Source organism: Pseudoclavibacter sp. RFBJ3, assembly GCF_002931375.1.
In the GTDB taxonomy this organism is placed as follows: Bacteria; Actinomycetota; Actinomycetes; order Actinomycetales; family Microbacteriaceae; genus Pseudoclavibacter.
In genome coordinates this window covers 462,946-487,050 of the sequence record NZ_PSXZ01000015.1, presented here as the reverse complement: position 1 = coordinate 487,050, position 24,105 = coordinate 462,946, and the positions used below count along the sequence as shown (strand labels likewise).

The following is a 24,105-nucleotide window of genomic DNA, read 5'->3' as shown; positions in this document are numbered from 1 at the left end:
CTGCTTCCAAAGCTCTGGCAGAACTCTACCGAGCATCGTCTTCTCAGTAGCCCGGTGCCGCGGGAGCGGCAAGGAATTCCTCGTACGTCGTCGCGCCGGCCGCCTGCATCGCGGCCGATGTCTCGGCGCCCACGTAGCGGTAGTGCCAGGGCTCGAACTCGTATCCGGTGGTCGCGGTGGCTCCGTCGGGGAAGCGCAGGATGAACCCGAACCGGTGCGCGTTGGCAGCGAGCCACTGCCCACCGGCGGTCGTCGAGAAGCACTGCTCGAGGACGCAGCCCTCTCCCTGTGAGGAGATGTCTGCGGCGAGCCCCGTCTGGTGCTCGCTGTAGCCGGGCCGGGCCGAGGTGAGGTCGGCGGCTTCCTGCCCCAACTCGGCGACGTAGCCGGTGTACAGCTCCGTCTGCAGCCCGTAGTCGCGGTACCCGCTGGTCATGTCGAGGGTGAGGCCGGCTTCGGCGCTGGCCGCCGCGAACATGGTCTGCACTGCGGTTGCCGCTTCCGAGCGGAGCGAGTGGCCGTTGGCGGAGGGGACGCCGATGTCGGACATCGCCACGAGATCGCCCGGCGCATAATCGGCCGGGGAAAGCGGGGTCTGCTTGTTGACGAGCACCGTGATGCTGTTGGGGTCCGTGATGTTCAGGGCCGCCGCAGGGGGCTGCGTCTCCGTCGGGGTGGGGTCTGCCGTCGGGGTGGACTCCGGCGTCGGTGTCGAGGTCGCCGAGGCAGATGGGGTCGCGGGCGGCGTCGTGGATGCGATCGTCGGCACGTTCGCATCCCCGTTCGATGCCGCGGTGACCGCCCAGTAGACGAAGCCGCCGCCGAGCAGGACGACCACGGCCAGCGCCGCCGCTGCGATCTTCCTGTTGCGGCGAACCCGCGCGGAGACTCCCCGCTTGGTGCGCTCCGTCCGCTCAGCGCGCTCAGCACGACGCCCCTGATCGTCGGGTGCTTGGCCCTGCTGCTCCTCAGTCACCGGTCAACCCTCGCACAGCCTTGCGCACGCGCCCCAGGGGCTGGCCGAGTGGCGCGGATACGAGGGACGGCCTCGCCGCGAGCGGCGCACGGGACTGGCACAGCCGACATCGAGGTGGCTGTTCGCGGCACGGCGTACCCTCTGGCCATGTCAAACACCGTCCAGCACCAGCAGGATCGCTCGCGCTTCGCCCTCAACGACGGCGACGGCAACGAACTCGGCTACCTGAGCTACGTCACGACGGCCGATGCGATCGTCATCGACCACACCGTCGTCGACCCCGCCTACCAGGGGCAGGGTCTCGCCGCCGTCCTGACGGATGCGGCGCTCACGGCCCTCGGCGAGCAGTCGGCCCTCACGATCGTGCCGCAGTGCCCGTACGTCGCCTCGTTCATCCGCAAGAACCCCGAGTTCCAGGCCCTCACCACTCGCTGACCTCGGCGGGTCGGGGCAAGGCGGAGGGGTCAGAGGGCCTCGGGGAGGTTCGCGAGCTGCACGACCGCGGGTGCCTCGCCGCGGCGCAGGTACTTGCCGCGCCCAGGGGGCATCCGCTCGGCGTAGACGCGAGGCGCGATCTGGCCCTCGCTGCGGTCGCCGGAGAGCAGCAGCAGCGCACCGCCCGTGTCGCGCGTGCTCTGGAGGAACGGCGCGTACATGGCCCTCGTCGAGCCGGCCACCGGCCTCGTCACGACGATGTGGATGCCAAGGTCCCGGGCCGCGGGCAGGTGCGGCACGAGCGCGCCGAGCGGGTCAGTGCCACCCGCCGCGACGATGTCGTAGTCGTCGACGAGCAGCACGACCCTCGGCGTCTTGCGCAGCTGCTCGGCGGTGCGTCCGGGACGCTCGGCGAGCTCGCTCGCGATGGAGGCGGCGAGCCCACTGGCCTGGGCGGCCGATCTGGCGTGCGCCGCGAGGTACTCCTCGGGGATGACGCTCGGCACCTTGCCACGCGGATCGACGACCGCGATGGCGAGCTCGTCCGGCGTGAACCGCTCGACGAGCCCCTTCGCGATGACGCGCAGCGCCGTCGACTTGCCGCTCTTCGCGTCCCCGAGCACAACCAGGTGCTGGTCGGAGTCGAGGAAATCCCAGAGGGCGCTGTCCATGGTGTCCTGTCGGAGCCCCAGGGGCACGGCCGTCGGCTCGTCGGCGGCATCCGGGAGCGTCGACGGGTCGATGGTGTTCGGCAGGAGGCGGATGGGGGCCGCCGCTGGCCCGCTCCAGGACTCCGCGGCGCGAGCCGCGAGTTCCTCGAGAGCCTCGCCGACCTGGTCGGGGTCGACCGCTTCGAGCGCCGGGAGGGCGAACTGGGCGAGCGTCTTCGCGTCGGTGAGGGCGCGCCCACGGGAGTCGGGCGGCACGGACTTCGCGAGCTTCCGGTCGATGGCGGAGTCGGCGGGGTCGTTGAGGCGCAGTTCGATGCGCGTGCCGAAGAGCGACTGGTGGGCCATGCGCAGCTCGCTCCAGCGACCGAGCGTCACGACGAGGTGGATGCCGTAGCTGGAGGCCTGCAGCATGAGCTTCGTGAAGGGGCCGTCGAGGTGCTCGAAGTCCTGACGGAGCGCGCCGTATCCGTCGACGAGCAGCACGATGTCGGCGGTCGGGAGCTCCGGCAGCTTGCCGGCTGCGTGCATGGCCCGCAGCTGCGCCGTGCTGTCGATGCTGTGGCGCTTGAACAGCTCCTCGCGCATGCGGAGCATGGCGGTGAGCTCCTCGACGAGGCGCACGAGGCGAGAGTCGTCGCCCCGAGCGGCGACACCGCCGACGTGCGGGAACGCTTCGAGCCTGCGCAGTCCACCACCCGTGAGGTCCATGCCGTAGATGCCGACGGCCCCCGGCGACCCGCTCAGCGCGAGGGAGGCCGCGATCGTGCGAAGCGCGGTGCTTCGCCCCGATTGCGGCCCGCCGATGATGGCGATGTGGCCGCCGGACTTGGTGAGGTCGAGCACCCAGGGTTCCTGGCGCTGGTTCGCGGGCTCGTCCTCGACGCCGACGACGATGCGTAGCGGATGCCCGTCGCTCGGGTCGGCGAGGGAGGTGGCGCCGGCGATCGTCGGCTCGGCGGCGGGCCCGGATCCGGCGGCGAAGGCGTCGCCCAGCGAGATGCGCTCGGCGAGTGGCGGCAGCCACACCGGCCGGACCTTGTGCGGCCGGTCGAGCTGCGCGACGAGGTCGTCGATGAGGGTGCGCCGCGTCTCCGGCGCACGCAGCACGAGCGGCGCATCCGGGTCTCCCCCGCTCTCGATGCCGTTGTAGGCGGGGACCTCGACGATGCGCGGATGCTCGTCGTCGGAGGCAGGGCGCGCCTCGGCGACCTCGTCGACCGGCCCGGAGACGTAGCCGGCGTGGAAGCGCTGGTAGACGCTCGTGTCGACCTTCAGGTAGCCGTAGCCGGGGATTGGCGGCAGGTGGAACGCATCGTTGGAGCCGAGGACCACCTGGGACTCCGCCTCGCTGAAGGTGCGCAGGCCGAGGCGGTAGGAGAGGTAGGTGTCGAGTCCCCGCAGCTTCCCGCCCTCGATGCGCTGGCTCGAGAGGAGGAGGTGGACGCCGATGGAGCGACCGATGCGGCCGATCTGCAGGAAGAGGTCGATGAAGTCGGGTTCGGCGGTGAGGAGCTCGCCGAACTCGTCGATGACGACGAACAGGTGCGGCATGGGCGCCAGCTCAGGGCGGGTGCGCCGCAGCTCGCGGTAGTGGGAGATCGAGGGCGACGAGTCGGCGCTCTTGAGGAGCTGCTGGCGGCGCACGACCTCACCCTGCAGGGAGGCCTTGGCGCGGACCGTGAGCTGCGGGTCGTCAGCGAGGTTGTCGATGAGGCCGGCCAGGTGCGGCAGGCCTTCGAACGGGGCGAAGGCGGCACCGCCCTTGTAGTCGACGAGGATCATCGCGAGGTCTTCCGGCGGGTGGGAGACGGCGAGCGACAGGATGAGGGTGCGCAGCATCTCGGACTTGCCGGACCCGGTGGCTCCGATGCAGATGCCGTGCGGGCCCATGCCCTGCTGCGCGCTCTCCTTGAGGTCGAGGTGCACGGGTCGCCCTTGGTCGTTGACGCCGAACGCGACGCGGAGGAACTCCGCTGGCTGCCGTGGCGCCCAGACGCGGTCGAGGGAGACGGGCCTGTCGAGGGGCACGCCCAGGATCTCGGCGATGTCGGCGGCTGGGCCCTCGTCGTCGCGAGCGCCCGCCGCCGCGAAGGTGCGCTTCGCGGCGAGGGTCCTGGCGAGGCCGTCGAAGGCGGTCGCGGTGAGCTCGTCGGCGTCGAACTGCACCGTCCGCTGTCCGCTGCCGCCGGCATCGTGGGTGAGGCGCGCGGCCCCGTCCGCGTCGAGCTCGATGCGGACGTCGACGTCGTCGGGCTCGTCGAGGCGATCGTCGATGAGGTGGATGACGGTGACGCCGATCTCGCTCGGCGTGTAGCTGCGGTCGGGCAGCTGCAACGGTCGGGCGGGCTCTCCGTGGCGGTCGTCGATGACGACGAGGCTGGTCAGCGCGGTGGCCTTGCCGCCCCGGCGCCTCGCGGCGGCCGCCGTCTGCGTGCGGTCGAGGAGCTCGCTGCCGAGCACGGCGGCGAGCTGCCGCAGCTCGGGGGCGACGCGACGCGCGGGCACGGGCCCGTCGAACAGCCGGGGGTTCTGCGCGTGCGGCAGCAGGTCGAAGCCCCGCCAGTCGTCGCCGCGATCTGGGGCGAAGGCGGCGGCGAGCTGCACGTCGTCGGGCAGCTGGTGGCTTGCGAGCTGGGCGACGAGGCCGCGGGCGAGGGGCACGGTCCGCTCCCGCGGCCCGATGACGGCGACGACGGATGCGCCGCGAAGGTCAGCTATGGCGGGCATGCCGGGGATCTCGCTGTGCGTCTCGGCGAGCAGCTGCGCTTCGCGGAGCAGGATGGGGTCGGCGGGCTCGGTGGGCGAATCCTCGGCGGCCACCGCGAGCTGGAACCACGGCACGGTCGCCGTTCCCACGCGCGCCTGCAGGTGGTCGGCGTCGCCTCTGCGGCGGTCCCAGAGGCGCGCGGGGTCGTGCACAAGGGAGGCGAGCCCGCTGCGGTCGGGGTGCACGAGCCTCGCGGCCCGCACCGCATCCGTCGCCTCGTCACGCAGCTCGCTGCGCTGCCGTTCGAGGTAGTCGAGGTAGCGCTTGCGGCGGAGGCGGAGCGCGCGCCCGGCGCGGCCCCGCGCGGAGACGGCGAAGCCGACGCCCGAGACGATCGCGACGACGAACACGATGCCCGCGATGAAGAGGAACAGCGGCTGCCCGTTGCGCATGACGACCATCATCGTCACGGAGGTGAGGGCGCCGACGACCGGCAGGAGGAACTGGAACGGCGTCGCGCTCGCCTCGTCGCTGAGCGTGGGGGGCGAGGCGAGCTGCCTCGCCTCGGGCCTGGGCGCGGGGAAGACCGTTCGTGTGGGGCGGTGGGCGTCACGGATGCTCACGGTCGCGCTCCTGGTCGGTCGGCGTGGGGTGCTGGCGGGAACACTTGGGCGGGTGCGGGGACGTGCGGGGGCGCCGACGGCGGGACCTGCGGCGGGACCTGCGGCGGAGCCTGACTGGCCTGGGCCGGGGCCGGGACGCGAGGCGGAGCTTGGGGCGGGGCCTGGGGCGTGGGGGCAGGCACAGGAACAGGAGCAGGCGGCACCGCGATGCCCGCGGCGGCGTCGATGACCCTGGCGCCGAGGCGCAGCATCCGCACGCCGTCGAGACCGCGCGCCGCGCCCGCTCCCAGCGCCCGGTCGTGCCGCACGAGCACCGCGGGGAACGGCAGCCTGCTGACGAGCCTCTCGGTGGCGAGGCCGGCCCTCCGATGCACGTCGACGGCGACAAGCACGACGCGTGTGCGCTCGCCGATGGCGGCGGCGATGTCCAGGGCGTGCTGGATGCTCGCGCGCTCGGCGGTCGTCACGAGGCAGAGCACGTGAGAATGCTCGGCGAGGTCGCGGATGCGTGCGAGCGGGGAGGTACCCCAGTCGGTGACGGTGAGGTCGTACCGGTCGCTCGAGGCGCGGTGCAGCCGCCACCACGCCTCGACGTCCGCCGGCCACTCGGTCGGGGCGAGCTCGAGGGCCTCGACGCTCGTGCCCTCGAGGCCGCGCTCCGGTCGTGGGCTGGGACCCTGCGCGCTGACAAAGCGGACCCGGTTGTTTCTCGCGGAGGAGAGGAAGCGCGCGAGCTCGACGGCGACGGTCGTGCATCCCGAGCCCGGAACCAGCGAGGCGACGCCGACACGTCGCCGGAGCGCGAGGGGCACGGCTGCCCGCTCGCGCAGGTCCTGCAGCTCGGCCGCGCCGCGAGCCGTGAGCGCCTGCCTGAACCCGTCGAGGCGACTCAACGGAAGGCCTCGAGGAGGTCGGCGAAGACGCCGAACGAGCCGAGCGCGAGGGGCACGACCGTGAGCACGACAAGCAGCTCGAGGATGTCCGCCCATCTCCTGAGCTTCGCGGCGACGACCTCGCTGGGCTCCCACGCCGCGACGACGACGGCGACGAGCGCAGCGACGCCCGCGATGAGCGCCTTCCCCTCGTCGCTGACGAGCGTCGTCGAGAGCAGCCACAGCGCGGTCGGCACCGCGGCAGCCAGCAGGAGGGCGATGCGCGGCGGCGCGAGGGGGAACGTCCGCATGCGGAGCAGCGCGATGACGGCGAGCGACGCGGCGAGTCCCTGCCGCCACGGGTCCTGCGAGAGCAGCAGCTCGGAGAGCGAGAGGATCGCGACGGCCGACACCGCGATGACGGTCCAGGTGAGCTGCGCGAACGACTCCGCGATCGCCGCCCGGACATCCGACGTCGTGGCGCGCGCGCCGCGCATGATGCGGTCGTCGTAGGCGGTGAGCCCGCTCAGCGAGAGCGCCGCGCCGGGGAGGAGACCGAGCACAGCGACGCTCATCACCGCGGCGAACACGGCCACGCCACCGCGGTCGAAGCCCGCCAGGTCGACGAAGAACAGCCCGGCGCTGAGCAGCAGCCCGACCCCAGCCCCGTACCTCGCGGAGGTCCGCTGGAAGCCGACACCCCAGACGAGGCCGAGCACGAACCATGCCGCCATCGCCGCGACGAGCACGACGGTCGGCAGCGCGTCCCAGCCGCCCTCGCGGCCACTCGCCGCACCGATCTCGGCGGCAAGGCCGAAAGCGGCGGGCACGGCGAGGCCGAGCGCAGCGCTCGCCACCCCAGCCACCGCGGCCCGCTGGCCGGACCGCGCCAGACCCGCGCCAGCGGCGGCGAGCAGCGCGACCGCGGCGAGCATCCACTCGGCGGGCAGCGCGAACGCGCTCCTGACCCAGAACCCGGCTCCAGCGGCGGCGAGACCGGCGGCCACCGCGAGCACGGAACGTGTGTGCGCCTGCGTCCAGGCGTCCCGCCTCGCAGCGCCAGCCTCGGTGATGGCGTCCGTGATGTCGATGACCTCCGGCGCCTGCGGAGCATCATCCACGGTCGTGACCCGCAGCAGTGCCCCAGGCCGCACGCCCTGCTCTTCGAGGGTCGCGTCGAAGTCGAGGGATACGCCCGTCAGTGTCGTCAGCGTCAGCACGGCGCCCCCGCTCGGGGTCTCCTCGAGGAGCTCGAGCACGTGCGGCAGGAGCACCCCGACGGGCTCGCTGTTCGGGAGTGCGAGCTCGGCCTTGCGCTCGCTGCCGATGACGGTGAGTCGCGTGTACGACACTCAGTGCTCCTCAGGGGTCGTGCGACGGGTGGTCATCCGGAGGCCGCTCACTCGACGACCGTCAGCGTCTGCGGGTCGATCGTGATGCCGCTCGTCGGGTTCGTGTAGTAGCCCGTCGCGGGGTCGATGTACCAGCCGATCCTCGTGTCGATGAGCTTGCCCTCCGGGTCGGTGGCGTAGCCGGTCACGGGGTCGACGACGAACCCCGTCCGTGGGTCCGTGTACTCGCCCGTCGCCTGATCGAGGAGGAAGCCCGTGGCCTCATCCTTGACGACCGTGCCGCCGGGCAGCACGGGGTTCGCGGCGGCTGCGGCCTGGAACGCGGAGATCGCCTCCTGCTGCTTCCGGTCCTCGAGGAGGTTCACGACGAAGCTCGTGCCGAGGCACGCGCAGCAGATGACGGCCCCGAGGATGACCGAGCCGAGCAGTCGCCCCACGTTGGTGTTGACCGACCGCCGCGTCGCCTGCGGTCCGTGCGCGAGCGCGCCCAGCATCCGCTCGCGGTGGGCGCGAGTCGTGTCGATGAGGGTACGGTCGGTGTCGCTCATGCCGCCACCCCCGATCCTGCGATGTTCGCGCCGGGCCGTCCGAGACGCACGCGCCGCGACCCGAGGGCGAGCACGGTGCCGAAGGGAACCGTGATGGCGGTCTCCGGCTGGAGCCGCCTCGGGTCGCCGCCGGCGAAGGCCCACGTGCCGCCGATGCTGCCGAGGTCGGTGACCAGCACGCCATCGAAGTTCGGCTCGAGGCGCACGTGCGTCGGCGCGAGACTCCGCGAGAAGTCGGGGACCGCCACGGGCCGCTGCCCCCTCGAGGTGGCCTGCGGCGCACGACCCACGATGATGACGCCGCGCACGACGTGACGCGAGCCGTCGTCGAAGTGCAGCTCCAGGTCCGGGCTCGAGAAGCGCTGGGGAACACGCGTGGGCGGTGCGAGCTCGATGGGAGCCGGCATCAGCTCGAGCGGGTCGAGGCCTCCGCGGATGTCGAGCGTCATACGCGCGCCGGCAAGCGGTCGCGCGGGCATCCCCGTCGAGCGCGCGACGGTGCGCAGGCCGAGCAGCGCGTGGCCAGGGCTCGTGCCGAGGGCCGACCGCAGCCACCACCAGAGGCCGAGCATCAGAAGAGCCGCGGATGCTCCGACAAGCGCGGCGAACGCGCCGCTGATCCGCGCGGCCAAGAGCGACAGGCCAGCCACGAGGACGAGTCCGAGCGCGACATCGACCACGACCGACCAGGCGCGCTGGCGGGTCGCCGCTGGGAGATCGGCCTGTTTCCACACGAGTGGCAAGGCTAGTCGGACGAACCTGACCCCGGGAGGGGAGAACTCCCCTCGAAAAAGTTGGACGAGGGCGGTGCGATCATGCTGAACTGACGTCTCCGGAGGACAACGCGCGCCGACCGCGGTGCTGGAGAGGATGCCATGAAGTTCGCAATGGAAGACCAGACACTGGTCACGCTCGGGAACAAGTCGCAGACCGAATCGGACGACCTCGGCGAGCTCGTCAAGCAGCTCTTCGATGCTGCAGAGCCGCTCGCGTCCACCTTCAACGGACCGGCGAAGGCCAGCTTCAACAACTTCAAGGCCAAGACGGACGACATCTCGAACGCCCTCAACTCGGCGCTCGCCGGCATCGTCACGTCGATCAGCGGCCAGAACAAGGCGTTCGTCGCTGCCGCCGATGACGGCGCGGCAACCCACGAGGCGTCGTCGAACTCGACCGACTTCAGCTCCGAGTCCTTCCTGTCGCGCATCCGCCCGCAGGCCTAGCCTTCCCGAGAACCGGAGAACACGCATGTTCACGAACCAGATGGACCGCAACGACTACAACATCGGCTCCTCCGAGGCGACGCAGGCGAACTTCGAGCAGGTCGCCGCACGCCTCGAGTCGGCACTCGACCGCCGCGACGCCGACGTCAAGCAGGCCATGGCCGACTACCAGGCGGACGGCGTCTCCGAGGAGTACGCGCACCTCGAGCAGCAGTGGAACTCCGCCGGCCAGCAGGTGCGCGACGTGATCGCCGCCATCCGCAACTCGCTCGTCGAGAACGACGACGTCGCACGCCGCGCCCTGTCGGCTGCGCGCGCCTCGATCCCAAGCTAGGCCGCGCCTCCCGTGCTCGGCCGAGTTTCCGCTCGGCAGAGCACGGGACGCCCGCACCCAAGACGGCGGCACGCTTCACGCGTGCCGCCGTCTTCTGTCGTCTCGGGTCGCTGCGCAGTGCGCAGCGGGCTGCTACCGGTTGTCGTCGGCGGTGCCCGGATTGCGGCTCGGGTCGATACCGAGACGCTCCTCGACGCGTTCGATATCGGCGAAGCGCTGGTCCTGGACCACGAGGAGCACCTTCTTCGGCACCGACTTCAGCCAGATGCGTCCGCCGTTGCCCAGCTCCCAGTAGGGGTCTCCCTGCTGCTGGCCCGACGGGGCCCCGAGCTGCGAGTGCACCGCGTCGCGAAGGGCGCTCGCCGCCTGAGAGAGGGCCGCCGAGTCGTCGCTCTTGTCGCTCGCGGCGATCGTGATCTGCGAGACCGCCTCGTCGGCGACCAGCGACCGCACGGTCGGGAGGCTCACGGGGTAGCCGGAGCGATGCTGGATGCCGCTCGACGTCTCAAGCTTCGGCTGCCAGCCGAGTTCCTCAGCCAGCGCCGCGTAGCCGTCGCGACCGAGCGGCCACTCGACCGCGTCGAAGGCCGCGCAGACCGCCCGCACCTGTTCGTCTGTCGCGCGCGAGAGTGCATCCATGGGCTGATCCTATCGAGGCAGGCCGAGGTTCAGCTCGGCAGGGTTGAGGCCGAGCCTCTGGACGGAGATGCTGCCACCCGGGCTCGCCTTGACGAGCTGGTAGTCGACCCTGACCGAGCCGTCGGCCAGGCCCGCGGCGAGGGCCGGATTGTCGCGGAGGTACGCGGCGAGGTTGGCGTCGTTGCGGAACACATCGTTGAAGTACAGCGTGGACCCCTGAGCCGCGCGGCTGCCATTCGGCAGCACGGTGCCGTCGGACAGCGTCGTGCCGTCTGGGAGGATCCGGCCCGTCGTGCTGAGGCGCGCGCTGCCGCCCTTCGCCTCGGCGACGATGAGCGTCTGCGTTCCGTCCTCGCCGACGCGCAGACCGATCTGATCGAACGTCCCGGGGCCAGCCCCGTCGCCGTCGACCACAACCGTTCCGCCCTGCGTGGCGATCGCGTCGCGTGCCGCCTGGTCGCCCATCTGCTCGGATGCGCCCACCTGCGCCCCGAAGGCCTCGCGCTCGGCGCTGGCCGCGACCTCGAGGTCGGCGATCGCCTGCGCCGCGGCGGCGTGCTCCTCCGGCGGCAGGTCCAGCTCATCGAGCTGGTCGTTGAGCTCGTCGATGGTCGCCATGATGTTCTTCTTGTTGAGCGCCCCGCCGTCGACATCGACCGTGAGATCGAGGTCGTTCAGGGCTTCGAGCTGCTCGTTGCGGGTCTCGAGCGCCTCATGCCGGATCGCCTCCTGCTCGGAGCGCGTGCTGTGGTGCCCGTCGAAGTCCGCCGAGCGGTCGACGCCGATGTCCGTCGGAGTGCGGTGCGCGGAGTGCGGGTCGATGCTCGAGGGCTCCACGCCGGGCGAGTTGACCGGAGCGCCCGTCCGCGGGGACTCGCCGCCAGGCGCATCGCCGCCAGGCACAGCCGAACCCGGCCCATCCGGTGCGTGCGCAGGCGGTGGGTCGAAAGTGGGCGCGGTCGGCGACCCCGGGCCGGTGCCCGGGAGGGTTCCGGTGCCAGGCACGGCGCCCGTTCCCGGGACAGTTCCAGTTCCGGGGACAGCTCCGGTGCCCGGCACGGTCCCTGTTCCCGGCACAGTTCCAGTTCCCGGCACAGCTCCCGTTCCCGGGAGGCTTGTCGAGCCGGGCGCCTCGAGGCCGAACGCGTTCGACACGGGAGGGACCCCTCTCGTGGGAGCGAGCGCATCCACGATCCCGGTCGCCCCGACGTACGGCGTGATGCGCAGGCCGTCCGGCGAGAACCGGATGCCCCGCGTCGCGAGACCGACGGCAAGCGAGCCGCCGGGGATGGCGAAGTCGGCGGCGAAGGCACCGGCACGCGTCACGATCGAGCCGACCCGGCCCGCCGTCGAGACGCCCTTGGCGATGTTCGCCCCTGGGATGAAGAACGTGCCGATGTTCGCGAGCGTCTCGGTGCCCGTCGCGACGGCGTCCTCCTCCCAGGCGTGGAAGCCGTTCTCTCCTGCCAGCGCAGCCTGGTGGTCCCAGCCGATGAGGCTCCCCCAGCCGGTCGCGGCGACGTTCACGCGATCGTCGAACCACTGATCGGCCTCCGATCCCGGAGCGACGAGCTTCACGGCCCAGGTCGTCGGCGACAGCACGACGGCCGTCGAGAGGGCGAAGTTGCCAAGCCCTCCCCAGGCCGCGCCCGCCTTGTCCCAGCCCCACTCGCCGGAGACGGGGTCGCGGCCGATGAGCGACGCCGCGCCCGTCCACGTGCCGTGCCAGAAATTGCCGGCGCCGTGCGCGACCGACTCGGAGCAGTTGCGGTCCTCGTCGGCCGGGTAGCCCCAGGGCAGCTCTGTCGACGCCATGATCGCCTCGGCGGTGATGGCCTCGTCTTCCGTGACGTAGCTGCCCGTGCTGAGCGTCTCGAGCCCGGCAGCGCAAGTCGTCGCGGCGGCGGAGACGGTCTCGATGATCGCGGCGTACTCGGCGAGCAGCTCCTCGTTCTTGTCCCGCGCGGGGCCGTGCTCGGTCCACGAGATGTGCTCGGTCTTGTCGCCCAGCTTCGTGATGTCGGTCGTCGCCCACTCCCACGACAGCCCGTGCGCATCCCACACCGTGACGTTGTAGCCCCGGAGCGCCTCCTGCCGGAAGGCGGCGGCTCGATCCTCGAGGTCCTTGAGCGTCGTCTTGACGCCCTCGAGCTCCTCAGCGTAGGTGCGCAGGTAGCCGGCCGCGCTCGAGAAGCTCGTCTCGACGTCGGAGGCCGCGTTGGTCGCCGGCGAGATCGCCGCGTACACGGACTCCTGCTCTGGGGCCTGGTACGAGGCCCCGATGCCCGCCCAGGTCGTGCTGATCGTCGACACCTTCTCGACGAGGCCGCTCCCCATGCCCTCGAGCGAGGTCGCCGAGCCCTCGATGACCGAGGTGTCGAGGTCCGCGCTCTTGCAGACGAACGCAGACGGGTCGATGAGGCCGTCCCCGGTGCAGACTTCGATCGTCATGCGTCCCCCTGGTATCCGTGCTGCTCGAAGAAGCTGAAGTCGCCGTTCGAGCCGTCGGCAATGGCACCCTGGAACTCGAGCGCCATCTGCTCCTGCCCGTTGTTGTAGGCGTAGACGGCGTTGGCGACACCCGCGACGCTCGCGTTCACGGTGTTGCCGACCGCGGTGACATTCGACTGCTGCTCCGTGAGCAGCCCGGCGAGTGCCTCGGAGACTCCGGCGGTGATGCCGCCGCCCCACGCGACCCCGGCCATGACGCCGTTCATGCCGGCCTCCGTGATGACGGTCGCGAGCTCACCCTGCGTGGCCTGCACGCTCGTGAGCACGCCCTGCACGCCGGTCGGATCGATCTTCCAGTCGGACACGTCACACCCTCTCTGTCACTGAGCCGCCGATCGCCGACGCGAGCCGCTCGGCGAGCTCACGCCCTTGCTGTGCCGCGCCCCTCGGCACGGTCACCTCCGTCCAGAGCCCGAACGCGGCGGGCGGGTGCGCCAGCGCCGCGGCCGCGCTCGTCGCGTCCACGATCGGCTGGCTCTCGAAGAGCGTGAGCAGCGATGCGCCGTCGCCGTCGACGGCGTGGCGGACCGCGCCTCCCTCGAACGAGATGAGCTGCCCTTCCGGATGCGTGTCCGCGATGGCGCGCGCGACGACCTCGTCGCTCGGCGCCACCTCACTCAGCAGGACCAGTTCGATCGGCATGCTCAGCTCCTCCCGACCTTGGTGTCGCCCGTGGCGAACTCGAGGGCGAGTGCGGACGCGAGGCGCTCCTGGTCGAGGTCGGAGGCGAACGCACGCAGCTGGTGCCACAGCGGGTCGCCACCGGAGAGGCGGACGACGAGCGCAGGAGCCCGGCGGAGGCCGACGGTCGTGACGTCGTGTCGCTCGGCGAGCGCCTCGACGTCGACCGCGAGGTCGCGGACGGCGCGGGCGCCGAGAAGGACAGCCAATGGCTGCTCTGGCCTGCGTACGCCTGGGAGCCGCCCGGAGGAGCCAGCTCGCTCTTCGACCTCGCCGCAGGACAGGAGCGCGACGTTCACGCGTGCCCGCTCTGCCAGCGCCTGCAGGGTGTCGAGGACTCGCGGATGCGCGGCGAGCGCACCGCCTGGCACGTTGGCGAGCGGGGAGAGCTCCGCGTCGCGGATCGGCACGGTGCCCCGCACGTGCTCGAGCAGTCCCGTCTTGGTCCGGGACGCTGCGAGGCTCACGACCGCACCGTCGTCACCGGATGCGTAGTGGCGCTCGGTGACGGGCATCTGCCGCCGCATCGACTCGGTGACGGCAGCATGAGACCAGCGCCCGGCGAGCGGTTCGACCACACCCCACCGTTCGAGCCCGGTCCCGCCGAGACCAGCGACGAGCTGGTCGGCGACACCACCGATCAGGGTGCGCTCGTCGGCGCGGTCTCGCACGTACACGTCGAAGACGAACGAGGGGACGGTGTGCTCGCGAAGGCGAGAGAGCGTCGGGTGCGCTTCTGGCACTCGGTCGGCCCTTGGCGCCCAGAAGTCGCCGAAGCTGGAGATGCGTGTTCCCCGGAAGGCGTCGAACATCGCTCCCCCGAAGGAGACGGCCCAGTAGCCTCCTGCCGCCTGGAACGCATCCGCGACGAAGGTGGAGACGTGCGCGTGGTCGGTGGTGACGAGAACGGGCCGGAGTCGTGCGGCGTGGGCATCCATGAGGAAGCGCTGCAACGGCCTGGAGAGCGTCACGCGCTCCGCCGACGCCCAGTAGACCGTGTAGCCGCCGCCGGCCCCGTCAGCACCTCGCTCGTCGGAGAGCGGGTCGATGAACGCGGTCACGCGGTCACCTCCTGGCAGGCTCTGGCCTTGCTGAGCTGGCACGGCACTTGGGACTGGTGCGGCACTTGGGAACCTCCGGGGCACTCGGACGAATCGCCAGATTATCTGCAGAACGGCGACACCCGAAGGGCAGTTCTCCCCTGCCGATCGACCGCCCCATGCGAACACCGCCACCGCCGCGCGGCTGCCCCGCACAGCGCGGCCTCCTCCACAGCCACGAAGCCGGGTTTGTTACTCGAGATTCTTCCTGCTACTGTCCGGAGTGCTACTTAAACGTAGCCTCCTGGGCGGCGGACAAGAAGGAATCCATCATGGCGAACACTGACCTCGAGCGCGACATCATCGCGGCGATCGTTGCCCGGCTGGGCTTGGAGATCGAAACGGCCGACGTCGACGTCGACGCGCCGATCTTCGCCGCCCTGGCCGAGGGGACCGAGTTCGAGGAGAGTTCCCTGAACCTCGATTCCATCGATATCCTCGAGGTCGTCCTCGCCCTCGGCAGCACGTTCGACGTGGAGCTGCCGGACGACCAGCCTGAGATCTTCGGCTCCGTGCGGGCCATCGCCGCCTATATCCGCGAGCCGCGTCCCCTCGACGCGAGCACGTCCTAGCCTGCGTCGCCCGACGGCTGGTCCGGCAGTGCGCATCCTCATCACCGGCGTCGGGCTGCTCAGCCCGATCGGCAACAGCTTCACGGAATTCAGCGACTCGCTTCGGAACGGCGACTCAGGTTTCGCGCCGATCACGGCCTTCGACACCACCGAGTTCCCCTACGACCGAGGCGCGACCATCAGAGAGCTGCCCGACGCGTTCGCGGCATTCGTCGCGAACCGACCAGGATGGGAGACGGCCCAGCACTACGGAGCATTCTGCGCGAGCCGCGCCCTCGCAGACGCCGGCCTGTCCTCCGAAGATCTCGACCCGTTTCGCACTGCGGTGGTCGTCGCCTCGTCGAACGCCGGCGTCGAGACCAACCAGGCATACGCGGAGCAGTCGCTGGCGGGAACTCTCGAGACGGGGGCGACCATCGTGCGGACGCCGGGGACCGTCGCGGCGTCGATACGATCCGAGTTCGGGCTCCGCGGCTCCCAGGCATCCGTGTCGACAGCCTGTGCCGCAGGAAGCAACTCCGTCGGACTCGCCTGCGACCTCATCGCCGCCGGGCACGCCGACCTGGCGCTCGCCGGCGGCGCCGAACCGTTCTCGATGCTCTCCTACTCCGGTTTCACGCTGCTCAAGTCGTTGACGCACGACGCGCTCCGGCCGTTCGATGAGCTCCGAGACGGCACCGGGCTCGGCGAGGCCGCCTGCATGTTCGTGCTCGAGTCCGAGGCGTCGGCCCTCGCACGAGGCGCGAGCGTCTACGGCGAGGTCGCAGGGTACGGGCTCTCCGACGACGCGCACCACGCGACGGCTCCCGACCCGAGCGGACGAGGGGCGGAGCTCGCGATCCGACAGTGCCTCGAGCAGGCGGGCGTGCTGCCCGCCGACGTCGACTACGTCAACGCGCACGGCACAGGCACGCGGTACAACGACGTCATGGAGCTGACCGCGCTGCGGAGCGTCTTCGGCGACGGGCTCCGCGCCATCCCCGTGAGCTCGACGAAGCCGCTGCACGGCCACACGCTCAGCTGCGCGGGCAGCATCGAGCTGCTCGCCTGCCTCGCCGCGATGGACGGCGACTTCGTACCGGGGAACTTCGGCCTCCGAGAGGCCATGAGCGGCTTCGAAGACCTCGAGCTGCCGACGCGCACCCTCGAGGATCACCGCGTGGACGTCGCCATCTCCACCTCGTTCGGCTTCGGCGGCAACAACACCTGCATCGCCGTGCGCAGCTTCCTGCCGCCGGCATGATGGCCCACGTTCAGCCGGTGGGCTCCGCCGTCGCGGCCTCCGAGATCAGGGCCTCCGAGATCAGGGCCTCCGAGATCGCAGAGGTCGCGCACCCCGTCATCGCACCAGCACAGCTCGTCTTCGGCCACCTCGGCATCGAGATCGAGCCAGTGGCGGTCTGCGCCATGGCCTCCACGTTCCGCTACGTCCGGCCCATCGCCGACGGTCGAGACGAGTTCGGTGGGCTGGAGGCCGCCTTCGACCTGTTCGAAGCCGCGGGGTTCAACTGCGAGCAGTTCCGCACCGCAGACAGCGCGCAGTTCCTCGAAGCCGCACGGCGCGAGCATGCGCTGACGGAGCGACGCTGGCGAGCGGCGCCCATGTACGCCATCCACCCGGAGACGGATCCGGCGACGGGTTCGAGGGTCCTCCTCCCCGTCGCACTCAGCGAGTTCGACGCCGCGTCGGTCCGCGTCACGTCGATCTACGCCGACCGCTCGCTCAGCTACCGCGAGCTGAGCAGCGCGTCCCTGACGTCCTGGGGGTACGCCGCGCCGGTCCCCTCCCTCAGGGCGATCATCGCGCCGAGCCGATTCTCGTTCGCACGGCGGGCCGCGCGTTCCCTCGGCCTCGCGCTCCAGCGCATGCGGGTCGCGGAGGACGGGCTGTCCATGCTGTCGGACTGGCTGGCCACGCGCCCCAGCCGGGGCGACGTCGCCGCCTACCGCCACCGACTCCGCGCGGTCTCCTGCGGCGACAGCAGCTACGGGCGCGCACGCCTCGTCGACGCCCTCGACACCTACGGCGGTGCCAACGCGCACGACGCCACGAGGCTGGGTTTCCTTCGGTCCGCTGGACTGCACCGGGCATTCCTCGACGGCGACGACACCGCGCTCACCGCGATCGTCGCGGTCGAACGAGCCGCCCTCGAGACGGTCCGCGTCTGGCGAGCAGCGGAGACCGAGTCGTGAACCTCACCGCGCGCACGACGTGGCCCGAGACCTACCGACGCGGGTCGCACTGCTTCTCCACCATGCTCTCGAACGTCTTCCAGGGCACCGGGTTCGACCTCGACGAGGGGCTCTGCTTCGTCATCGGCGGCGGTTTCGGGTTCCTCTTCCACCGTGAGGAGAGCACCTGCTACGTCAACGCGCGCATGCACGACCTCGAGCACTTCTTCGCGCGGCGCACGGGCTCGCGCATCGAGTTCCTCTCGCATCCGGACGCGCACACGATGACCGAGCGCGCACGGGAATGGTCGGAGCAGGGGCTCCTCCCCTACCTGTACTGCGAGGCGCGCGAGCTCCCGAGCTTCGCGGGCGTCCTCCCCTGGGACGAGGTCCATGCGTTCGGCGAGCACGCGCTTCCCGTCAGGGCCGTCCTGCCGAACGGCGACCTGATCTGCAACGACTACCTCTGGTCGACACCGGTCGAGGTGTCCGCCGCGAGCGCGGCGGCCGCGGCCTCGATGCCGAGCGATGGGTCCCTGCTCATGGCGGCGCCGGCGCGGAAGTTTGCCGTCGGGCGAATCGTTCCGCCGAGGCTCGTCCCCGACCTCGACGAGGTGCTGATCGTCTCCCTCGCGGAGAGCGCCGAGCTGTTCCTCAACCCCGCCAACAACACGCAGGGAGAACGGGCGCTGAAGGCATTCGAACGCGAGCTGTCCTCCATGCCCGACGTGCTCACGACCCAGCAGATGCGGGGAGAGCTGCTGTCGATCTCGACCATGCTCGAGAAGATCGGGACCGGCGGCGGCGCCGGTCGGCACCTCTTCTCACGTGGGCTGCGCGCAAGCGCGCGGCACCTCGGACACGGCGACCTCGACCCGATCGCCGACAAGTACGCGAGCCTCGGACGAGGATGGCGTGCGTTCGCGAGGGCACTCCGCGCCCATGCCGGGGCCGAAGACCCGAGAGACGGCTGGGGTGACCTCGTCTCTCGGATGCGCGAACTGCGCCGCGCGGAACTCGAGGCCGTCTCCCGGCTCTCATCGCTCGCCGACTGCCTCCTCCGAGGCACCTCGTGATCGCGGTCAGCTGGCTGGACCGGGCGGAGATGCGACGCGCAGCGGCGCCGACCGGTGGCTGGCTGCTGCGCCGAGCCGCGGGCCGTGCACTCCTGACCGAGACCCTCGCGGAGTTCGGCGTGCACGATGCGCGGGTGACCAGGCGGTCTCCCGAGAAGCCCCGGCTCGAGACGAGCGGGCTCCACTTCTCGACGTCGCATTCGGGCGAGCTGTCCGTCTGCGCGGTCGCCCGCGAGCCCATCGGCATCGACCTCGAAGCCGTCGGCTCACCCAGAGAGCACCGGCTGCACCGTGAGCTGCCGTCGCTGCGGTCGGGGTTCTTCACCCCCGCAGAACGCCGAGAGATCGCGACGTCACCGGCTCGGCTGCTCGAGATCTTCGTCCTCAAGGAGTCCTGGGGCAAGCGCGCAGGGCGCGGGCTCGGCATCGGGTTCGGCGCTTTCGACGAAGCCGCACTGCGCGCGTCTCACCCGGATGTCGAGTTCACGCGCCTCACCATCCCTGGTGCCGTCTGCATCCTGGCCCACCCCGTGGGCAGCGAGATCACGGTCCTCCGGCGCACCCCGACCGCTGTCCAGCTCGCCGCCGCGGCAGCCACCGATCGAAAGGAACGAGCCGCATGATCAGACTGGCGCTGCACGACGTCGTCCACTACCGGCGCGAAGCAGCAGGCGTGGTGAGCCAGGTGGCCATCGGCATCGCGCTCTTCGTCATCGCGCTGTCCTTCGTCGGCTCCATCGGTCAGAACGCCGACCGGCTCGTCTTCGGGAGCGTCGGGGCGACGTGGCTCGTCGAGCCGAGCGCCGACAGCGGCGGCGCCCTCAGCTTCGACGCAGCGACCGCGGAGCGCTTCTCGTCCGCGATCGACGCGGAATCCGTGCGGCCCCGGCTGCAGCTCACCGCGAACGTCTCGAACCCGAACGGCTCGAGCGCACGCCCCGAGCGCGCATCGGTGAGCCTCATCGGCGCCGATCTCTCCGCGGAACCGCAGCTCGCCGAGAACCTCGGACTCCCACCGGAGCGCATCGGCACGCAGCACATCGAACTCCATGAGAAGACCGCGAGCCGCCTCGGGGTCACGGCGGGAGACGAGGTCAGCATCTCCGTTGCCGGCGCCGAGATCACCTACACCGTCGACGACGTCGTCACCCCAGACACCCCGAGCTTCGTCATGGAGAGCTGGGCGATCGTCGACCGAGACAGCCTCGCCGAGCGTGTGCATGGCGACCCGGACAGCGTCAACGCGATCCTCGTCGACGCCGCTGACGACGAGTCGGCGCGAGTCGAGATCACAACCGCCGCCGCCGCGCTGGGCACCCCGACCACGGTGTCCTCCTGGTCGGAGACGAGCTGGTCGGCTCTCATGCTCGGCCCGAAGATCTGGGGCATCCTCCTGGTGTCCGTCTTCACGTTCACCTACGTCGTCATCTGCATCGGCCTCACCTCGCTCATCTACTCGGCCATGCTCTCCCGCGTCGGCGATCTCGCCGTGCTGAAAGCCGTCGGAGCACGCGGTGGGACGCTGCGGCGGATGTACCTCGCGGAGGTGGTCGCCCAGTTCATCGTCGGATACGCCATCGGCGCCCTCATCGCCACCGCCACGGTCGCCGTCGTGAACCTCCTTGAGGTCTCCTCCACCGACTCGGCCTTCGCATTCGCCGTCGGCTCGACGAAGCTCCACCTCGACCCGAGCTGGTGGGCATTCGCCGCCCCCTTCGCCATCGGCCTCACGTTGACCGTGGCAGTGCTCTGGTTCCCGGTCCATGGGGTGTCGAAGCAGCCCGCGCTCACCTTGCTGGAGCTCCGATGAGCGGCCGCAGCGTGAACGAGACCCGGTTCTCCGTGCGCTTCAGCGAGACCGACATGGCCGGCGTCTTCCACCACAGCAACCTGTTCACCTGGTTCGAGGTCGGACGCTTCGCGCTCATCGACGAGCTCACCCGCGGCGGGAGCCTGCTCGAACTCGAGGGGGACACGCTCTTCGTCCCCGTCACCAAGACGCGAGTCTCGTTCCTCGGCCTCGGACGCTTCGGCGACGAGCTCCGCCTCGAGACCTTCCTGAAGCCGCAGGCGACCACGAAGCTCGTCTTCTACTACCGCCTCACTCAGGTGCGCGACGGCAGCCCCGTGGCGATCGGCCTGACCGAGCACGTCGTGCTCCGGGGCACCAACCGGTTCCTCTTCAGGTGGCCGGAGTCGACGAGGCACCGCATGGACAGCTTCTTCGCGGAGCACCCGCACACGGTCACCGACGGAAGGGAATTCGATGCCAGGCTCTGAGTGCATCGTCGTCGGCAGCGGCATGGCCGGTCTCGTCGCGGCGGCCCGCCTCACGGCGCACGGTCACCACGTCACCGTCCTCGAGCAGCGCGAGCAGGCTGGCGGCTACTTCGGTGGGTTCCGGAACGACGCCGGCGACCACTTCGACCTCGCCGTCTCGCACCTGCTCGGCGGCCACCCCGGAGGGGCACTCCACACCCTGCTCCACGAGCTCGACGTCGAGCACGCCGTGCACCTCGAACCCGTCGACATCGCCGACGTCATGGTCATCGGAGATCGACGCGTCACCCTGCCGACCGGCCTCGACCGGCTCCAGACGAGCCTCGGAGTCCAGTTCCCGGAGTCCACGGACGACCTGGCGGCGTTCTTCGGCTTCATGCGCCAGTTCCTCGGCGACGACGGCGGCTCCGAGGACAAAGGCCGGTTCATGATGCGGAACTACCGGCGGGGCTTCGAGGAGTTCTGCACGGCCACCGTCGCCGACCCGCTGCTGCGCACAGCGCTTGCCATGCGCATCCAGTGCGACGAGTCGTCGCTCATGATCATGGCCGGGTTCTTCACCGAGTGCTACGCGAAGGGGATGGTCTCCCTCCGAGGAGGCATGCGCACGCTCGTCGACGCCCTGGTCGGGTACATCACCGAGTCGGGCGGCGAGGTGCTGCTCGGCGCGGAGGTCACCGCCATCCTCGCCGCCGACGGAGTCGCGCATGGCGTGCGGCTCGCGGACGGCTCGACGAGAGCAGGAGACGTCGTCCTCTACAACGGCGACGTCTTCGCGCTCGAGACGATGCTGGCCGAGCACGGAGGCACGGGCATCGCCGTCGAGGGGCGACGACGTGGGCACTCCTCGCTGAGCCTGTTCCTCACGCTCGAGGGCGCCGACCTCTCACGGTTCGCGGGCGCCGCCCGCCACTACCTCACGGACACCGACGACGTGTTCGAGACCTATCGGGTGCTCGAGACCGGCAGGCTGCCGCACCACCCGGTGATCAAGCTGCACTTCCCGAGCCGCATCGACCCCTCCCTGGCGGCACCGGGCCGAGACCTCCTGCGCGTGGAGGTCGACATGTACCACGACGACGACGCCCACGACGAGGCCTTCTACGTCGAGTACGCGCAGGTTGTCGAAGGTCTCGTCGCGAGGCGCCTGGTGCCAGAGCTGCGCGAGCACTGCGTGTACCGCAGGGTCGCGACCCCGCTCGACTACCTGCGCTGGTTCGGGCACCGAGGCGGATCGGCGACGGGCTGGGCTCACGACGTCGACAACTACCTGGTGCGCCGGATCAGCCAGCGCACCGGCCTGCAGAACACCTTCATCACCGGCCAGTGGGGCGAGTACGGATCGGGCCTCCCGCAGCTGATCGCATCCGCAGCGAGATCCATTTCCCTCGCAGAGAACTGGCTGAGAAAGCGAGCACAGCAATGACAGCACCCACGCTCATCACCGGCTTCGGGGCGATCTCGCCGCTCGGCCTGCGCCTCGAGGACCACGCGGCGTCCGCCGGCGCGCTCGACCGATTCGGCTGGGCCTTCGCCGACATCGACGAAGCCGAGCGCCTCGCGTCCCGCTCGACGACGCAGCACGGACACGAGACCCGGCCGATTCCGGAGGGCTTCAGCATCACGGACTACGTGAAGCCCGTTGGGCTCCGCCGCAAGAAGCGCTTCAGCCAGATCGCCATGGCGGCCGCCACCGTCGCCTTCACCTCGGCCCGCCTCGGCGAACGGCCAGCCGACCTCGAGCGAGTCGGCGTGGTCACCGGCACCGAGTACGGGCCGCAGCGAGTCGTCAGCGAGTACCTCAACGGTCTCCTCGGCGGCGGGCTCCAGCAGGCGAGTCCCGGGCTCTTCACGCAGACCGTCTACAACGTGGCCAACGGCCAGGCGAGCCTCGCCCTCGGCCTCAAGGGGGCCAACTCGACCCTCGTCGGCGGGTCAGCGCTTGCCTACGCCGAGCTGCTGCTCGCCTCCGGCAAGGCGGATGCGCTGCTCGCCATCTCCCTCGACGAGACCAACCAGATCATGACCGAGTACTTCGACCGCGTCTTCGAGCACCCCAGAGGGGTCGCCTTCACCTTCGCCACGGGGGAAGCGGCAGCCGTCGTCGTCCTGGAGTCGGCCCGGTCGGCCGAGGCACGCGGTGCGACGCCGCTCGCGACGCTCCTGAGCACAGCCTCGGCTTCGGCGGCAGGCGCAGGCGTCAGCTACCTGGACTGGCAGCCAGACGACACGACCATCGAGCATTCGATGCGGCAGGCGCTCGAACGCGCGAACCTCACCATCGACGAGGTCGACACGGTCGTCGGCACCGCGAACGGCCTCGAGGGCCTCACGCGGAGCGAGCTCTCGGCCATCCGCGCCATCGGCCACCGCGGCAGCGTGCTGCTGCCGCGACTCGCGACCGGCGAGTGCTTCGGCGGCAACGAGGCCCTCGCCCACGTCATCGGCTTGCAGGCATCCGCGCCTGGCTCGAGCATCCTCACGACCGTGGCGACCGTCAACGGCGGCGTGACCTCGACGATCACCCGGAAGGCGGCAGCATGAACGCCCATCGTCACCCCGAAGGCACGACCCGCGTCTGCGTCACCGGCGCGACCCGCGGAATCGGCCTCGCCATCGCGGAGCGCTTCCTGCACAGCGGGGCTCGCGTCGCCGTGAACTACCGCAGCGCTCGGAGCGAGACCATGTCGGTGCTCGAAGACCTCCAACAGCGCTACCCGGGCCAGGTGCTGCCGGTCAAGGCGGACGTCTCCTCCTTCGCCGAGGTGAAGGCCATGTTCGCCGAGATCAAGACCGCGTGGGGTGGGCTCGACGTGCAGGTCAACAACGCTGGCCACGCGAAGGACGGGTACGCGCTCATGATGAGCGAGGAGTCCTGGCGATCGGTGGTCGACACCGACCTGTCCGGGACCTTCTCCTGCTCGAGGCAGGCAGCCTGGCTGATGGCCGCCGCCAAGCACGGGACCATCGTGAACATCGCCTCCGTGAGCGCCCTCACGAGCCCCATCGGGCAGGCCAACTACGCGGCCGCGAAAGCCGGCGTCATCGCCCTCACCAAGACCCTCGCGAAGGAACTCGCGACGTTCGGGATCCGGGTGAACGCAGTCGCTCCCGGCTTCATCGACACCGACATGCTCGACTCGCTGCCGCAGCCGACGCGCGACGACTACCTGAAGCTCATCCCCATGGCCCGCTTCGGGCGGGCGGAGGAGATCGCGGACGTCGTCCAGTTCCTCGCGGGGCCGAGCGCCTCCTACATCAACGGGCACTGCCTGGTCGCCGATGGCGGGCTCACGGCATGAGTGGCATGAGTGGCGCCACGACCACGCGCGA

At 70.7% G+C, this 24,105-nt stretch carries 24 protein-coding genes; 13 read left to right on the top strand and 11 right to left on the bottom strand.

Features of this window, described 5'->3' with window-relative positions:
• Nucleotides 1–43: 43 nt before the first annotated feature.
• Nucleotides 44–976 carry a M15 family metallopeptidase gene (locus C5E07_RS16125; RefSeq protein WP_104300578.1) on the bottom strand — a complete coding sequence of 311 codons (933 nt, stop codon included), beginning with the start codon at nt 974–976 and terminating at the stop codon, nt 44–46.
• A gap of 147 nt (nt 977–1,123) precedes the next feature.
• On the opposite strand from C5E07_RS16125, the gene C5E07_RS16120 reads away from it, so the two are divergent.
• Nucleotides 1,124–1,411, top strand: coding sequence for a GNAT family N-acetyltransferase (locus tag C5E07_RS16120; protein WP_104244301.1), 288 nt, complete (start codon nt 1,124–1,126; stop codon nt 1,409–1,411).
• 29 nt (nt 1,412–1,440) lie between these two features.
• On the opposite strand, the gene eccCa is transcribed toward C5E07_RS16120, so the two are convergent.
• The 5 genes from eccCa to C5E07_RS16095 are packed head-to-tail and all read right to left on the bottom strand — an operon-like array spanning nt 1,441 to nt 8,918.
• Complete coding sequence (gene eccCa / locus C5E07_RS16115) at nt 1,441–5,412, bottom strand: type VII secretion protein EccCa (protein WP_104300576.1); 3,972 nt, start codon at nt 5,410–5,412, stop codon at nt 1,441–1,443.
• Entirely contained in the window at nt 5,409–6,305 is an 897-nt protein-coding gene (locus C5E07_RS19670) for a hypothetical protein (protein WP_104300574.1), read from the bottom strand. The genes eccCa and C5E07_RS19670 overlap by 4 nt, the downstream gene beginning before the upstream one ends.
• Nucleotides 6,302–7,636: an EsaB/YukD family protein gene (locus tag C5E07_RS16105; RefSeq protein WP_104300572.1), complete on the bottom strand. Its 1,335-nt coding sequence runs from the start codon at nt 7,634–7,636 to the stop codon at nt 6,302–6,304. Before C5E07_RS16105 ends, C5E07_RS19670 begins: the two co-directional genes overlap by 4 nt.
• Nucleotides 7,637–7,683: 47 nt before the next feature.
• Nucleotides 7,684–8,184 carry a hypothetical protein gene (locus tag C5E07_RS16100; RefSeq protein WP_104244293.1) on the bottom strand — a complete coding sequence of 167 codons (501 nt, stop codon included), beginning with the start codon at nt 8,182–8,184 and terminating at the stop codon, nt 7,684–7,686.
• The gene (locus C5E07_RS16095; protein WP_104308671.1) at nt 8,181–8,918 is read right to left on the bottom strand and encodes an FHA domain-containing protein; all 738 of its coding nucleotides are present in this window, start codon (nt 8,916–8,918) and stop codon (nt 8,181–8,183) included. Before C5E07_RS16095 ends, C5E07_RS16100 begins: the two co-directional genes overlap by 4 nt.
• Nucleotides 8,919–9,059: 141 nt before the next feature.
• Between C5E07_RS16095 and C5E07_RS16090 the strand changes: the two genes are divergently transcribed.
• Entirely contained in the window at nt 9,060–9,407 is a 348-nt protein-coding gene (locus C5E07_RS16090) for a hypothetical protein (RefSeq protein WP_104244289.1), read from the top strand.
• Between the two features lie 25 nt (nt 9,408–9,432).
• Nucleotides 9,433–9,741: a hypothetical protein gene (locus C5E07_RS16085; protein WP_104244287.1), complete on the top strand. Its 309-nt coding sequence runs from the start codon at nt 9,433–9,435 to the stop codon at nt 9,739–9,741.
• Between the two features lie 132 nt (nt 9,742–9,873).
• Here C5E07_RS16085 and C5E07_RS16080 read toward each other — a convergent pair whose 3' ends face one another.
• Genes C5E07_RS16080 through C5E07_RS16060 form a run of 5 tightly spaced genes read right to left on the bottom strand, consistent with a single transcriptional unit; the run spans nt 9,874 to nt 14,633 of the window.
• Nucleotides 9,874–10,380, bottom strand: coding sequence for a DUF6301 family protein (locus tag C5E07_RS16080; protein ID WP_104300568.1), 507 nt, complete (start codon nt 10,378–10,380; stop codon nt 9,874–9,876).
• Between the two features lie 9 nt (nt 10,381–10,389).
• Entirely contained in the window at nt 10,390–12,831 is a 2,442-nt protein-coding gene (locus tag C5E07_RS19565; protein ID WP_181058093.1) for a hypothetical protein, read from the bottom strand.
• On the bottom strand, nt 12,828–13,196 hold the full coding sequence (locus C5E07_RS16070; protein ID WP_104244283.1) for a DUF6507 family protein: 369 nt from the start codon (nt 13,194–13,196) through the stop codon (nt 12,828–12,830). Before C5E07_RS16070 ends, C5E07_RS19565 begins: the two co-directional genes overlap by 4 nt.
• Nucleotide 13,197: 1 nt before the next feature.
• Nucleotides 13,198–13,533 (bottom strand): hypothetical protein, encoded by a 336-nt coding sequence (locus C5E07_RS16065; RefSeq protein WP_104300566.1) that lies wholly within the window; start codon nt 13,531–13,533, stop codon nt 13,198–13,200.
• 2 nt (nt 13,534–13,535) lie between these two features.
• Nucleotides 13,536–14,633: a DUF6177 family protein gene (locus C5E07_RS16060; RefSeq protein WP_104300564.1), complete on the bottom strand. Its 1,098-nt coding sequence runs from the start codon at nt 14,631–14,633 to the stop codon at nt 13,536–13,538.
• A 311-nt stretch (nt 14,634–14,944) separates the two neighbouring features.
• On the opposite strand from C5E07_RS16060, the gene C5E07_RS16055 reads away from it, so the two are divergent.
• The 10 genes from C5E07_RS16055 to fabG are packed head-to-tail and all read left to right on the top strand — an operon-like array spanning nt 14,945 to nt 24,074.
• Nucleotides 14,945–15,244 (top strand): phosphopantetheine-binding protein, encoded by a 300-nt coding sequence (locus C5E07_RS16055; protein ID WP_104300562.1) that lies wholly within the window; start codon nt 14,945–14,947, stop codon nt 15,242–15,244.
• 28 nt (nt 15,245–15,272) lie between these two features.
• Nucleotides 15,273–16,487: a beta-ketoacyl-[acyl-carrier-protein] synthase family protein gene (locus C5E07_RS16050; RefSeq protein WP_104300560.1), complete on the top strand. Its 1,215-nt coding sequence runs from the start codon at nt 15,273–15,275 to the stop codon at nt 16,485–16,487.
• Nucleotides 16,484–17,437: a hypothetical protein gene (locus tag C5E07_RS16045; RefSeq protein WP_146080621.1), complete on the top strand. Its 954-nt coding sequence runs from the start codon at nt 16,484–16,486 to the stop codon at nt 17,435–17,437. Before C5E07_RS16050 ends, C5E07_RS16045 begins: the two co-directional genes overlap by 4 nt.
• Nucleotides 17,434–18,492, top strand: coding sequence for a DUF4872 domain-containing protein (locus C5E07_RS16040; protein ID WP_104300556.1), 1,059 nt, complete (start codon nt 17,434–17,436; stop codon nt 18,490–18,492). Before C5E07_RS16045 ends, C5E07_RS16040 begins: the two co-directional genes overlap by 4 nt.
• Nucleotides 18,489–19,115: a 4'-phosphopantetheinyl transferase superfamily protein gene (locus C5E07_RS16035; protein ID WP_104300554.1), complete on the top strand. Its 627-nt coding sequence runs from the start codon at nt 18,489–18,491 to the stop codon at nt 19,113–19,115. The genes C5E07_RS16040 and C5E07_RS16035 overlap by 4 nt, the downstream gene beginning before the upstream one ends.
• Nucleotides 19,112–20,302, top strand: coding sequence for an FtsX-like permease family protein (locus C5E07_RS16030; RefSeq protein ID WP_104300552.1), 1,191 nt, complete (start codon nt 19,112–19,114; stop codon nt 20,300–20,302). The genes C5E07_RS16035 and C5E07_RS16030 overlap by 4 nt, the downstream gene beginning before the upstream one ends.
• A complete protein-coding gene (locus C5E07_RS16025) occupies nt 20,299–20,772 on the top strand; it encodes a thioesterase family protein (RefSeq protein WP_104300550.1) in 474 nt (157 codons plus the stop codon). Before C5E07_RS16030 ends, C5E07_RS16025 begins: the two co-directional genes overlap by 4 nt.
• Nucleotides 20,759–22,198 (top strand): NAD(P)/FAD-dependent oxidoreductase, encoded by a 1,440-nt coding sequence (locus tag C5E07_RS16020; protein ID WP_104300548.1) that lies wholly within the window; start codon nt 20,759–20,761, stop codon nt 22,196–22,198. Before C5E07_RS16025 ends, C5E07_RS16020 begins: the two co-directional genes overlap by 14 nt.
• Nucleotides 22,195–23,316 (top strand): beta-ketoacyl synthase N-terminal-like domain-containing protein, encoded by a 1,122-nt coding sequence (locus tag C5E07_RS16015; protein ID WP_104300546.1) that lies wholly within the window; start codon nt 22,195–22,197, stop codon nt 23,314–23,316. Before C5E07_RS16020 ends, C5E07_RS16015 begins: the two co-directional genes overlap by 4 nt.
• Complete coding sequence (gene fabG, locus C5E07_RS16010) at nt 23,313–24,074, top strand: 3-oxoacyl-ACP reductase FabG (RefSeq protein ID WP_104300544.1); 762 nt, start codon at nt 23,313–23,315, stop codon at nt 24,072–24,074. The genes C5E07_RS16015 and fabG overlap by 4 nt, the downstream gene beginning before the upstream one ends.
• Nucleotides 24,075–24,105 lie beyond the last annotated feature (31 nt).